The 12,240-nt window shown below is 55.4% G+C and carries 11 protein-coding genes; 5 read left to right on the top strand and 6 right to left on the bottom strand.

Annotation, left to right across the window (positions count from 1 at the left end; all coding sequences use genetic code 11):
* Positions 1-2 precede the first annotated feature (2 nt).
* Entirely contained in the window at positions 3-521 is a 519-nt protein-coding gene (locus WJU22_RS12830; RefSeq protein ID WP_341843630.1) for a HEAT repeat domain-containing protein, read from the bottom strand.
* 210 nt (positions 522-731) lie between these two features.
* Here WJU22_RS12830 and WJU22_RS12825 point away from each other — a divergent pair, with 210 nt between their 5' ends.
* The 3 genes from WJU22_RS12825 to WJU22_RS12815 are packed head-to-tail and all read left to right on the top strand — an operon-like array spanning position 732 to position 2,133.
* A complete protein-coding gene (locus tag WJU22_RS12825; RefSeq protein WP_341843629.1) occupies positions 732-1,214 on the top strand; it encodes an AraC family transcriptional regulator in 483 nt (160 codons plus the stop codon).
* 51 nt (positions 1,215-1,265) lie between these two features.
* The gene (locus tag WJU22_RS12820) at positions 1,266-1,700 is read left to right on the top strand and encodes a VOC family protein (protein ID WP_341843628.1); all 435 of its coding nucleotides are present in this window, start codon (positions 1,266-1,268) and stop codon (positions 1,698-1,700) included.
* Positions 1,684-2,133 (top strand): DUF1569 domain-containing protein, encoded by a 450-nt coding sequence (locus tag WJU22_RS12815; protein WP_341843627.1) that lies wholly within the window; start codon positions 1,684-1,686, stop codon positions 2,131-2,133. Before WJU22_RS12820 ends, WJU22_RS12815 begins: the two co-directional genes overlap by 17 nt.
* Positions 2,134-2,214: 81 nt before the next feature.
* On the opposite strand, the gene WJU22_RS12810 is transcribed toward WJU22_RS12815, so the two are convergent.
* Positions 2,215-4,593: a cellulase family glycosylhydrolase gene (locus WJU22_RS12810; RefSeq protein ID WP_341843626.1), complete on the bottom strand. Its 2,379-nt coding sequence runs from the start codon at positions 4,591-4,593 to the stop codon at positions 2,215-2,217.
* A gap of 360 nt (positions 4,594-4,953) precedes the next feature.
* Between WJU22_RS12810 and WJU22_RS12805 the strand changes: the two genes are divergently transcribed.
* Both WJU22_RS12805 and WJU22_RS12800 read left to right on the top strand, forming a co-directional pair.
* Positions 4,954-7,131 carry a discoidin domain-containing protein gene (locus WJU22_RS12805; RefSeq protein ID WP_341843625.1) on the top strand — a complete coding sequence of 726 codons (2,178 nt, stop codon included), beginning with the start codon at positions 4,954-4,956 and terminating at the stop codon, positions 7,129-7,131.
* A 91-nt stretch (positions 7,132-7,222) separates the two neighbouring features.
* Positions 7,223-7,948, top strand: a complete 726-nt coding sequence (locus WJU22_RS12800) for an SDR family NAD(P)-dependent oxidoreductase (RefSeq protein ID WP_341843624.1) — start codon at positions 7,223-7,225, stop codon at positions 7,946-7,948.
* A 5-nt stretch (positions 7,949-7,953) separates the two neighbouring features.
* On the opposite strand, the gene WJU22_RS12795 is transcribed toward WJU22_RS12800, so the two are convergent.
* From WJU22_RS12795 to WJU22_RS12780, 4 genes are all read right to left on the bottom strand, one after another.
* Entirely contained in the window at positions 7,954-8,412 is a 459-nt protein-coding gene (locus WJU22_RS12795) for a hypothetical protein (protein WP_341843623.1), read from the bottom strand.
* 48 nt (positions 8,413-8,460) lie between these two features.
* Positions 8,461-9,021: a hypothetical protein gene (locus tag WJU22_RS12790; protein ID WP_341843622.1), complete on the bottom strand. Its 561-nt coding sequence runs from the start codon at positions 9,019-9,021 to the stop codon at positions 8,461-8,463.
* 85 nt (positions 9,022-9,106) lie between these two features.
* Positions 9,107-10,270 (bottom strand): DUF1735 domain-containing protein, encoded by a 1,164-nt coding sequence (locus WJU22_RS12785; RefSeq protein WP_341843621.1) that lies wholly within the window; start codon positions 10,268-10,270, stop codon positions 9,107-9,109.
* Between the two features lie 18 nt (positions 10,271-10,288).
* A complete protein-coding gene (locus WJU22_RS12780) occupies positions 10,289-12,238 on the bottom strand; it encodes a RagB/SusD family nutrient uptake outer membrane protein (protein WP_341843620.1) in 1,950 nt (649 codons plus the stop codon).
* Between the last annotated feature and the right edge of the window lie 2 nt (positions 12,239-12,240).

The following is a 12,240-nucleotide window of genomic DNA, read 5'->3' as shown; positions in this document are numbered from 1 at the left end:
GCTTACTTCTTCGCTTTCTTGATACCGTCCTGGTACTTTTTCTTCACCCCGTTGTCTTCTTCTTTATCGCAGAGTTTTTCCACGGCCGGCAGCAGTTTGGCGTTGGCTTCCGTTTTCAGCTTCAGGATTTCGGCCAATGCGGTGGCGGTGGCCCAGCGTACGACCGTGCCATCGTTCTCCGCGTTCGCCAGGAGGTGCTTGATGGATGGGGCCAGTTGCGCAGGGAACTGTTTGGCGATGTTGGCGATGACTTTCGCGCTTTCCCATTTCACGCGGGGCTCTTCGTCTTTCAGGGATTTGGTCACGAAGGCCAGCAGGGTTTCATCGGCGATGCCGGGCGCGGTTTTGGTGGCATATTCCACCGATTCGATGCAGGTAGCTTTGTCGGCCGCCTTTTGGTTTTCGGCGTAAGCGAGCAGTTCGTCCAGCGGCAGTTCACCGGCAACGAGCCACTGGCCGATGGTAGCCACTTTGGCTTTGGCCTTGATGGTCTTGTCTTTGAAGATTTGTTCGATCGTCATGTTAAAATTCGTTTACATAGTAGATGATACGGCGCTGGGGCGGTGGCCGTTTGTAGTATTCGGATGGGGCAGCATGGCCGGTGACGCCTCAATATGCATCTTTTTCGATAACCTGCCAAATACGGCGCCCGCTTCGCGGCATAAATCCCCCCTTCATCCGTCACATCCTCCACCCGCCGCAGTAGCCGCCATTCCGTAATTTGGCAGTGGATGGAAACGAAGCAACTGCCGCATATCGCCCAATCGCCCGCCCAGGCGGAAGAATATCCGAAGGTATACCTCTACCGGCGGATCGTTCAGGCGAAGCTGTACATAGACGCCAATTATGCAGAAGAGATCGACCTGGACAATATTTCCGACGAGGCTTACTTTTCAAAGTTCCACTTCATCCGCCTGTTCAAATCCATTTACGGGAAAACGCCCCATCAATACCTGCAAGCCACCCGGATCGATGCGGCGCGGCAATTGCTCCGCGATAACAAACCCGTTGCCGAAGCCTGCTTCTCCGTGGGTTTCCAGAGCCTGACGTCGTTCAGCGGCCTCTTCAAAAAACTGACCGGCGAAACCCCGTCGGCCTTTCTGCTGCGGCAAAAATCCGTGCGGGAGCAAATCCGCGCCACGCCGCTTTCCTTCATTCCCGGTTGTTATGCCCATCGCCTCGGGCTGCACGAGAATAGCAATTTTGAAGAATAGTATCTCCCGCCCATTCCGGAACTTTGTTTCATCATCAAAAAACAAACTGACATGATCACCAAAATGACCATTACCAACATTCATGTGCTGAACCAGGACAGCGCCTACGACTTCTACGTGAACAAGCTCGGCTTCAAAGTGGTGGACGATATCCCCATGGGCCCGGATTCCCGCTGGCTGACCGTTTCCCCGCCCGAACAGCCCGACCTCCAGATCGTCCTGTTCCCCGTCAAAGTGAGCAAGATGTTCCCGAAAGAAACCGCCGAAACGTTGATTTCCCTCATCAAACAAGGCGTTTTCGGCTGCGGCGTGCTCACCTGCTCAGATATTTACGCCACATACGAAGAGCTCAAAGCGAAAGGCGTGGAATTCATCAAGCCGCCTACCAAAGAATTCTACGGCACGGAAGCTTTCTTTAAAGACGATTCCGGCAACTACTTCTCCCTTCAACCCATCAACAATTTCAACCATGAAAACAGTATTTGATCCCTCCACCCGCAACGAGCTCATCGAACGCATCCGGTCTATCGGCGCAAACAGCCGCCGGAATTGGGGAAAGATGAACGTATACCAGATGGCCAAACATTGCACGATCTGGGACGAATGGGTGCAGGGCACGCAACCCGAAGATTACCGGCAGGATTTCCTCGGGAAAATCTTCGGCAGATGGGCGCTGAAAAGCAACACCCGGAACGAAAAGCCCCTGCCAAAAAATACCCCCACCGGCAAAAGGTTTACCGTCAAAGATGAGGGCGACGTCGAAAAGCAGAAACAACGCTGGATCGAGGGCGTACAGGCATACGGGCAATTTTCCAATCCCACCTTCATCCACGACTTCTTCGGCAAGATGACCGAGGAGCAGATCGGCATTTTCGCCTACAAGCATGCCGACCATCACCTGCGCCAGTTCGGGGCATAGGTTGTCGGCGCCAGACCTTGAAAATAAAAAGGGAGCAAACCCTGCGGCCTGCTCCCCGATCGTATAGGTCAGGAGTAATGGTCAGAATTTCTGCACTTTCTTCGACAGCGATCTGCCACCGGCCTGCAATTGCAGGATGTACGTAGCCGGTGCCAGTTCTCCGCAGGCATGGGAAACATTGTGCCTTCCGGCCGGGAGCTGTCCTTCCTGCAACACCGTAACCGGTTTCCCGTTCATATCGAAAAGTATCAGCCGCACCTGTCCCGCTTTACGCAGCACGAACTGTACGTTCAGCCGCGATGTGAAGGGGTTGGGTGAAGCGATGAGCTCCGGTTCCGCCGCTGCTTCCCCTTCCGGCAGTTTGGCCGCCGCGATGGACTGCAGCCCGCTGCCGGCCACGATTTTCACTTCCGTATAACTGTTCCAGGCATTCACGCTGTTGCCATGCCCCACGATCCGCACGTATTTGGCGGACTGCGGTGCGATGGAGAAGGTTTCCAGCTGGGTAGACGTGCCGCTGCTGGTGAGATTGGTGGCGGCGTTCGTCCAGCTGGTGCCGTTCTGCGACACCTGGATATCGAAATTCGACGTGCGTACGTTCCCGTTATAAAACGCGATCTGCACACCGGAAACGGTTTGCACCGTGCTCAGACAAAACTGGATCCATTGCGGGTTGCCACTGGCCGACCAGCGGGTGTTCAGATCGTTATCGAGCACATTCGCCGGAACGTTGCCATCGTCTGTACTGGCGCTTACCGGCAAACAGGCAGGCGCGGCGCCTACCGTGATACTGACCCCGGCCGAAGTGGTGGAAGTATTACCGTTGTCGGTTGCTTTGGCGGTGATGGCGTAACTGCCGGCCGCTACGTTGCTCCAGCTGATGCTGTAGGGCGACGTGAGCGATTCCCCGATCTTGGTGGCACCCTGGAAGAATTCCACTTTGGAAATGGAACCGTCGCTATCCGCTGCGTTCGCGGAAACCGTGATGCTGGCCGGTGCCGTGAAAGTGGCGCCGTTTGTGGGAGCGGTAAGGCTCACGGTGGGCGGAACGTTCGTTTGCTGCATGATCTGCACTTCCGTATAACTGTTCCATGCGTTCACGCTGTTGCCATGGCCTACGATGCGCACATATTTTGCGGGTTGCGCGGTAAAGGTGAACGTTTCCAGGGCGGTGCTGGTGCCGCTGCTGTTGCGGTTCGTGATCGCATTGGCCCAGGTGCTGCCGTTCAGCGACGTCTGGACGTCGAAGTTCGACGTGCGGGTGTTGCCACTGTAGAAAGCGATTTTCACGCCGGTAACGGTTACGGTATCGGCCAGGCAGAACTGTATCCATTGGGGATTGCCGCTGGCAGACCAGCGCGTGGCCAGGTTACCGTCGAGCACATTGGCCGGTACGTTGCCATCGTCTGCACTGGCGGAAACGGGCTGGCAAGTGGGGTTCGTGGGGCCGGTGGGGAAATCGTCTGCCGGGCTCAGCATGCGCTGACGGATCCATGCGCCGGCGGGCTTCAGCCGCGCGGTGGTCCAGGGGCCGGCGGAGCAGGTGCCTGTTGTCCAAACGGCCCCGCTACGGAAATCGTCTGAATAATTCCAGTTGCACCAGCTGATCTTTTTGTTGCGCATCAGGTCGATGAACTGCTGCGTCATCGTAAAATCGTTGGGTCCGTCGCCGGTGGCTTCCTGCGATCCGAACTCCGTCACAAAAACCGGGAGGCGGTCGGATGCCCAGTTCAGTTCGTTGAGATATTGTGCCTGGTGGTCTTTCGCATAAAAATGGAACGTGTACATGATGTTGGAAAAGTTCAGCGGATTGCTGACGATATCCTGCGCCGAGCGCCCGTCAGACACGCCCATGGAAGCCCAGGCATGGGTGCCCACGAGTACCACGGCGTCCGAATCGATGGCACGGATCACGGGGATGATCTGGTCTGCGTAGGTTTTGATCTTTGCCCAGGAAACACCGTTGGGCTCGTTGCAGACATCGTAGATGATATTGTTCTTGTTTTTGTGCTGATTGGCGATGGCGGTGAAGAAAGTTTTGGCCATTGCCAGGTTGAAGTTCGGATCGCCGGGCGTAAGCTGGTGCCAATCTACCAGCGCGTACATCCCGCGTTCGGTGGCTTCTTCGATGAGGCGGTTCACCTGGGCGGTGAAGCCCGCGGGATCCGTTTCGTAGCCATCGTCTTGCACGTACAGCGAAATCCGCAGCACGTCTGCCCCCCAGTCGTACGCCAGCGCGTCGAGCGATGCTTCGGTGAGGCAGCTCCCCCATCCGTACCATTGGATGCCATGGGTGCTCATGCCCCGCAGCTGGATGGGGTTGCCATATTGATTACAGAGTTTGAGGCCGATGACCTGCAGCTGGCCATTCTGGGAAACCGGGGTTTGGGCCGACGCCGGGAGGATGAACAGGCAAAGCCAGGCGGCCAGCGCATAGAGTTTGGTTAGATGTGTTTTCATACGGGTTTATATTGTCGGGTTATTAAATGCAAAGGCAATACAGTGCCAGGAGCATGTTCCATGCCCTGCATTTCAGATGTAAACAATGGGAATACGCTTCGCGGAAACGGCTTAGCTGTTCATAACGTGTCCTTATTATATTCCGGGCTTTCTACTTCGATAATTTTCTACTTTCTTGTTAATTCGTGCAATCGTTTGCATAAATATAACTAAATTCATCAAAACAAAAAATTCCCGGTTATGAAATTATCGAGTTTCGGTCGACTGTAATCCGCCCGCACTCCCATTTTCCGTCAATTCCGCCCCATATTCCGCGTGTATGAAAATCATTGTTTAACCAAAGCTCAAACCCTACGCACCATGAACCACAATTACTTATCGCGCAGCAGGCCGGCCTGGCTGCTATCCTTTGCCCTTTTCTTCGGACCGTTGTCCGCCAACGCCCAATCCACCGCCGTGGCCGACGGCCCCGGCAACACGTATGAATTGCTGGAACCTAAAGGCTACAACGTGGAATCGCCCGACTGCGGGCACGCCGTCCGCCACATCGCGGAAGTGATGGACGCGGCGCTCGGCAAATACGTGTTCGCGTTTACCCTTCACCGCGACCTCGACGACGACCGTTGCGGCGCCACCGACCGCCAGCGGATCGAGCTGCGCGGCAATGGAACCCAGCAACAGGGCACGCAGGGCTCTACCTCCCATTACCGCTGGAAATTCAAGCTGGACGCCAACTTCCAGGCGTCGCCCAACTTCACCCACATCATGCAGCTCAAAGCCTATGGCAACGGCCATGGCAGCGGTGCTCCCATCCTTCACCTCACACCCCGCTACGACAACAAAATGGAAATTGGCCACCCGGGAAGTGGCGGCGTGAAAGCCAGCGCCGATCTCAGTCTTTTTCTCGGCGTTTGGGTGGAAGCGTACGTTAAGATAAAGCACGACGATGCCGGCACGCTGCAATTCGTCATCAAACGCCTCAGCGACGGCGTTACCTTGCTGTCTTGCACCAACAATAACATCGACATGTGGGAAGACGGTGCAGGATATGGTGCCCCTAAATTCGGGTTCTACCGCAGTCTTACCAGCCCCTCCTACCTCCGCGACGAAACCATTTACCTCGCCGACATCTGCGTCGCCAAAAGCACGACAGACCTTTGTCCCAGCGACGTTGGCAGCAATACCCCGCCCACGGTGAGCCTCACTTCGCCCGCCGCCAACGCCACTTTCACGGCACCGGCCAGCATCACGGTTTCCGCGAACGCGGCGGATAGCGACGGTACCGTTTCCAAAGTGGAATTCTTCCAGGGCGCTACCAAAATCGGCGAAGATGCTTCGTCGCCCTACAGCATCACCTGGAGCAATGTTGCGGCGGGCAGTTACGCCATCACCGCCAAAGCGACCGATAACGACAACGCTGCTACGACCACACCGGCCGTCAATATCACCGTGAATGCCACGCCCTCCTGCGTGCCGGTGGCGGCCAGCGGAGACGATGGGAACGTGGCGGCGAACGTGCTGGACAATGACCTGAATACCCGCTGGTCGGCCAGTGGAGACGGGCAATGGATCCAGTTCTGCCTGAATACGGCGCAAACGGTGACCGGTGTGCAGATCGCGTTCTACAACGGGAATGTGCGGAGTTCCTCATTCGACATCCAGCTGTCGCAAAACGGCACCAGCTGGACGAACGCCGCAACCAATGTTTCCAGCAGCGGCGCATCGCTCCAGCTGGAAACGTTCCCCATCACGGCGCAAACCGCCAAATACGTACGCATCCTCGGGCATGGCAACAGCGTGAATGCGTGGAACAGTTATACGGAAGTGAAAGTGAACGTGGCTACGGAACCCGCGTGCCTGCCCGTTTCCGCGAGCGGAGACGATGGCAATGTGCCGGCGAACGTGCTTGATAACGACCTGAACACCCGCTGGTCGGCCAGTGGCGACGGGCAATGGATCCAATTCTGCCTCGGATCGCCGCAAACCGTATCCGGCGTGGCGATCGCGTTTTATAACGGGAATGTGAGAAGTTCTTCTTTTGATATCCAGTTGTCGCAGGACGGCGCGACGTGGGCTACTGCGGCCGCCAACCTCAGCAGCAGCGGCACTTCGCTGAACGCAGAAACCTTTTCCATCACGCCCCAATCCGCAAAATACGTACGGATCCTGGGGCATGGCAACAGCGTAAATGCGTGGAACAGCTATACGGAGGTGGACATCCTCACCGGCAGCGGATTGCAGGCGATATCCGCAGTGAAACTGCCGGCGGAAGCGAAGATCGAAACCACGGAGCTGCGCCATTATCCCAATCCTTTCCAGCATACGGCCAACGTAACGTTCACCCTTCCGAAACCCGGCAGAACGCGCCTGGCGCTTGTAGACATGCAGGGCAGAACGGTGGGCGTGATGGTGGACGGCATGCTCCAGCAAGGCAGACATACGTACCCGGTGAACGGCGCCCGCCTGCAGACGGGCACTTACATCCTGCTGTTGCAGCATCATGGTAAAACCGTTTCCCGGAAGGTCCAGAAGTTGTAGCATGATCGATGCTTTCTGTCAGAAGGTTGCGGCGTTCGTCCGCAACCTTTTTTCGTGCCGAACGATTACCTTTACCGGCCAAACCGATCGCATGCATCCCAAAACCGTTCTTATTCTCGGCGCCAATTCCGATGTGGCCAAAGCCGCCATCGTGCAATATGCAGACCGGGGCTACCGTATTATCGCCGCATCGCGCAGTACCGCGGAGCTGGAAAGCTTTGTGCAGACGGGCGTTCCGAAAGGCTCAAATGTCACCGTCCTGTATTTCGACGCTACGGATTTCGCGGGGCATGGGGCGTTTTACCGGTCGCTCCCCGAAAAGCCGCAGATCGTTCTGTATGCCGCGGGGTTCCAGGTGCCACAGGAGCAGGCTTTGGTGGATTTTGAAGGGAGCTTCCGGATGATGCAGGTGCATTATGCAGGGGCCGTATCCATCCTTAACATCATTGCCACCGATCCGGAAAACCCGGGGCTGGAGCGGATCGTGGGGCTATCGTCGCTATCGGGCGTAAGGGGCAGGAAAAGCAATTTCATATATGGAAGCACCAAATCGGCCTTCACGCAATACCTTGCCGGGTTGCGGCAGCATTTGTTTCCCCGGAAAGTAATCGTGAACGTGATCGTTGCGGGATACATCCGCAGTAAAATGACCGCCGGCCTCGACCTGCCAGCATCCCTCCTCATGGAGCCCGCCTTCATCGCGAAAGCAGTTGTGAATGCAGGGAACGGGTTTACCATCGTACCAGGATGGAAATGGAAGCTCATCCACCTGTTCCTGAAACATGCGCCGGAAAAACTTGTCGCGAAGTTGCCCTGACAAGTTCAGTAACGGGAGGTCTTCCCTTTCACGACATGCGTGATAAAAATGGTCTGCGCCGCCATGAAAAGCAGCACCAGCAGCCAGGTATAAGGCAAAACATAATATTGATGCGTGCCTGAACTGCCACCATATCGTGAAGCTCCGGGCTGACTGATGGACACATATCTCCCTTCAAACCCCTGTGAATGATACCAGCACATGGCCGCCACCGCTAGTAATGTGCCGCCGAAATGCAGCCAGATCAGCTTCTTCGAATACAAAAAAGAATCCTGCCCGATGTAGATCAGCCACATCAAACCCAATATCATGGCTGAATACAACAGTCCCGTCCGGTTGGTTAAGGTATAATATTCCCCATCGATGACGATATTCAGTTTCTCGCCATCCATCACCAGGTAAGTCAGGCACGCGATGAGGGCTGTATAGAAAAACGAGCTGTATGTGGTAAAAAGGTATTTCATAAGCAACCACAAATTAATGGTAATCTACCGGAAATATCATTACAGCGGTCAGGGTTGTGCGATGGCCTTCCGGAGGGCGGCTTCCTTCTCCCCGTCCCAATACGCGCAATCCAGCTCCAGCAGCACCGAGGTGTAGGGCAGCTTTTCGTCCGTTTTCAGCACCACTACCCGGAACAGCCCGGCGGCCGCGTCCAGTTTCGCGAATACGGAATCGTGCAGCATCTCGCGGACGTTATTCCCTTTGAGCGCGGCCGCTGCGGAATCGCGGAAAGCGCCGATGCCGGTGCTTTGGGTTTCGGTGATGAATTGAAGCTCCTTATCCCGGTACACGATGGGTTTAACATGACCTGATTGCTGCACGGCGGCCATTACTTCCTGCAATACCGGCAGCAGCCTGTCGCCCGTGTTGATGTATGTGATGCCTTCCGCCTTCAATTGCGGGAAAGCCTGGTCTGCCACGATGATCCAGTTGCGGTGCCCCAGCAGTGGAAGCGTTTCGGAGAATTGCTGTTGCCAGCGGGGGCTGGAAGCGGTTTTCACGGGCATGGCCGAACACGCGGCGAGCAGGGGGAATGCCAGTATCCAGGCGGATCGCATGATTTTCTTCATATCGGATATTTAATAATCGGGCCTCCCGGCCCTTGCATGGACCGGGAGGCGATGAATGTTTGGATGATGGCAATGACGGGAGTCGCTACAGCGGAAGCCAGTATTTATAGCCTCTGCTCCTTACCTGTTCCCAGCTTTGCGGCTGATAAAAGGACCCGCCGCGCACGGGGTTCAGCGTCAGGTCTTCGCTTTCGAACGTCAGCACATCCGTATAGTCTTCCCCGATCACGTTTTTATAATGCAGCGTAAGGGTTTTCAGCCGTGGATCGTAGAAATTTTCTTCGCTGGGCTCCTGCGTGGTCGCGTATGCGAAGGTGTGGTAAGGGAAATCGTTGTTCCCGGGCAGGATGGGGTCCATCCTGTAGATGCCGTAGTTTTTGTCGACCAGCGTCAGGACATTGTACATGTACCCCGCGCTGTGAAATCCGAACATCTCGAAGCTCCAGGCGCTGGTGCCCCAGACCATATATTTATCGTTCAGCTTCGGATCGTCGGTGACGCTCAGCGGCGTGATGTATTTGTATTTCCGGGTACGGCCGTCGGTATTGTTTTCTCCGGGGTTGCCCATGATCTGTACCGAAGTGTATCGGCCCGTGGGGATTTTCGGGATGGGGAATCCCGACCAGTTCACGGTTTTGTCTTTATCCACCCGCAGCCCGGCGATCATGAAATTGGTAAACTGCCTGCTTAGCGGGACATTATCGGCGCGGAGCACTTTTAGCGGGAAAGCGAATTTCTCATACGTTTCCATTTTGGCTCTTTCCACCGGCACGGTAAAAATCAGGGACGCCGACGCGCTCCCTTTTTCGATTTCGATGACGAAACCGCCCTCCTTATCATCGAAAGGCTTGCTGGACATGTATTCCGTAGCTGCTGGAATGATTTTATCGGCATTCTTGAGGATATTGTAATCTTCCAGTGCTTCATTATCAAAACCTACTACCACCCGAACTTTTTCCGCCGCAGGCAAAGATCCGCCGATACCCACCTTGAACTTGATCTCCGCCATGAAAGTTTTATCGTCGATGATGGTGTCGGAATCATATTGCTCATTGAGATATTTCAGCGTATCCACGAAAGTGTGGACCTGGATGTCACTGATCTCCCTTTCCACCGCCGAGGTGGACTCGGAAGATATGATGTAGACTTCCTGTTTGTAGAACTCCTTGTTCTCGTAGTCGTTCTTTCCGCAGGCGTTAAAAACGACGGTGGCGATCAGGCCAAGAAATATGTTTTGAATGCGTTTCATGTTCTGGTTTTTAATGTGCTACCAACCTGGGTTTTGCGTCATGGTGCCCCAATAGTTCGCTACTTCTTCGAAAGGGATCGGCAGGAAGTAGTTTTTGGGGCGGAAGATATAGCCGTCGATCACCGCACGGTCATAAAAACTGCCGTCGGGCGCGGTATAGTTGCAACCGTACACCAGCCCGCCCATGCCCTGGCTGTTGCCCCACCGGTCGCGCAAGGGCTTCCCGGCATCTTTCCAGCGCCGCGAATCGAAATACCGTTTCCCTTCGAAAGCGAATTCCACATGCCTTTCACGCTTGATGCGCTCTCGCGTCTCCTCCTTGCTGGCGGCGGCATACCCCGGCAATCCCGCCCGGAAGCGGACCAGGTTCAGATATTTCAACACATCTGCGTTACCGGGATCGTATTCATTGAGCGCCTCGGCATAACTCAGGTAAATTTCCGCCAGGCGTAGCACGTAGTAAGGCTTGTCGCTGCTGCCGCGCGCCTTCAGGTCGTCTTCCGCCACCCATTTCACGATCGGGTAGCCGGAGCGGGTGGAAGGCCGGTCGGATTGCAGGAAACCGTCGAGCGCATTGGCTTTGTAATCGGCATAATACAGCGTTCCGTTATTTTGCTGGTATCCCCGGCCGATAAACCCGATGGTCGCATAAAACCGCGCTTCCCGGTTCAAGACCCGCTTCGGCACTTTGGCATTGGTGTTCGACAGCTTGAAGCCGGTAATGATCGGCGTATGCGCTTCCATACCGGACCCGCTGATATAATAGCCGTCCCCGTTTTCGGCAATGCCTACGTCGTTGTACAACCGCTTGTCTTCCACGTCTATCGTTTCCCCGTTGTTCATGAAATAAGCATCCACCAATTTCTGCGTGGCGTATACAACAGCGGTCGAGGTGGCGTCTTCCCCGTTGTTATAGTTCCTGGGAAAGCCGAGTAAAGACAGCAGGGCCGTCTGCGATCCAACGTTCACCTGCCAGATGCCTTCCTTGTTCCAATAGGTTTGTCCACCGCTGAACAGCTCCTTGAAAGACCGGTATGGATCGATGCCCGCGGGGCCGTTTGGCCAGGCCACATCGTTCCCCGGAAAATCGCCGAGCGGCACCGTCGTGTAGCCGCGGTTGGCCGGCGTGGTATGCAATTCGAATATCCCCAGGTCGATCACGGCTTTGGCCGCCGCCGCCGCTTTGCGCCACTTTTCTATATCCGTTGCGGGACTGAAATAATTACGCCCTTTCGCATCTTTGAAACCGCTGTAGTCGGGGTTGCCGTTTACGAGCGGACTGGCGTCCCAAAGCAAAACCACGGCTTTCAATGCCATAGCGGCCTCGCGCGAGGGCCTTCCCAGTTCGGAAACGAGTATCCGGTCGTTTTGCGGCAGCGTGGCGATGCATTTATCCAGTTCGGCAATGATAAAATTCACGCATTCCTCTTCCGTATTGCGATTGGTGGGCAATGCGGCTTCGTTGGAGTAGTCCACCGTTTTCTCGACGATGGGGAATGGCCCGTACATCTGCAGCAACAGGGAATAGTAGTATGCCCGCAGGAAACGTGCATCGGCCGCATAGCCTTCTACTTCGCCGGGCACGAGCAGCTTGTCGTTGGCTTTATGGTAATTCTCGAGGAACAGGTTGCAGGTGCGGACAGCGCGGTAGAAATTGGCCCAGAAGTTGAACAGCACGTTGTCTGCATTGAATTTCCCCTGTGCGAATACGAGACTGGTATAGTTATCCCTGCCGGCATGGCCTTCGTCGTAATTCGTATTGAAAGGCCAGGACCAGGCCAGGTCGGTATAGTTGGGAAGATGCCCGTAGCAGGCCGCCCATGCTTTACGGATATCCACGCGCTGCGTCCAGATATCGTTCAGGTTGTTCACCTCGTGCAGATATTCGTCTGCTTCCAGGTATTTACAGCTGATGGATTGCATCGTCAACAGCACGATCGCCGTTATTTTCAGAATGCTATTTTTCATAA

The organism is Chitinophaga caseinilytica (assembly GCF_038396765.1).
Classification (GTDB): domain Bacteria; phylum Bacteroidota; class Bacteroidia; order Chitinophagales; family Chitinophagaceae; genus Chitinophaga; species Chitinophaga caseinilytica.
The sequence above is the reverse complement of the archived record's forward strand: the minus strand, read 5'-3'. Positions and strand labels throughout refer to the sequence as shown.

Excerpts from the sequence above, each read along its gene's own strand:
- WJU22_RS12780 (WP_341843620.1), bottom strand. The coding sequence starts at position 12,238 with ATGAAAAATAGCATTCTGAAAATAACGGCGATCGTGCTGTTGACGATG.
- WJU22_RS12820 (WP_341843628.1), top strand. The coding sequence starts at position 1,266 with ATGATCACCAAAATGACCATTACCAACATTCATGTGCTGAACCAGGAC.
- WJU22_RS12800 (WP_341843624.1), top strand. The coding sequence starts at position 7,223 with ATGCATCCCAAAACCGTTCTTATTCTCGGCGCCAATTCCGATGTGGCC.
- WJU22_RS12790 (WP_341843622.1), bottom strand. The coding sequence starts at position 9,021 with ATGAAGAAAATCATGCGATCCGCCTGGATACTGGCATTCCCCCTGCTC.
- WJU22_RS12795 (WP_341843623.1), bottom strand. The coding sequence starts at position 8,412 with ATGAAATACCTTTTTACCACATACAGCTCGTTTTTCTATACAGCCCTC.
- WJU22_RS12785 (WP_341843621.1), bottom strand. The coding sequence starts at position 10,270 with ATGAAACGCATTCAAAACATATTTCTTGGCCTGATCGCCACCGTCGTT.
- WJU22_RS12825 (WP_341843629.1), top strand. The coding sequence starts at position 732 with ATGGAAACGAAGCAACTGCCGCATATCGCCCAATCGCCCGCCCAGGCG.
- WJU22_RS12830 (WP_341843630.1), bottom strand. The coding sequence starts at position 521 with ATGACGATCGAACAAATCTTCAAAGACAAGACCATCAAGGCCAAAGCC.
- WJU22_RS12815 (WP_341843627.1), top strand. The coding sequence starts at position 1,684 with ATGAAAACAGTATTTGATCCCTCCACCCGCAACGAGCTCATCGAACGC.
- WJU22_RS12810 (WP_341843626.1), bottom strand. The coding sequence starts at position 4,593 with ATGAAAACACATCTAACCAAACTCTATGCGCTGGCCGCCTGGCTTTGC.
- WJU22_RS12805 (WP_341843625.1), top strand. The coding sequence starts at position 4,954 with ATGAACCACAATTACTTATCGCGCAGCAGGCCGGCCTGGCTGCTATCC.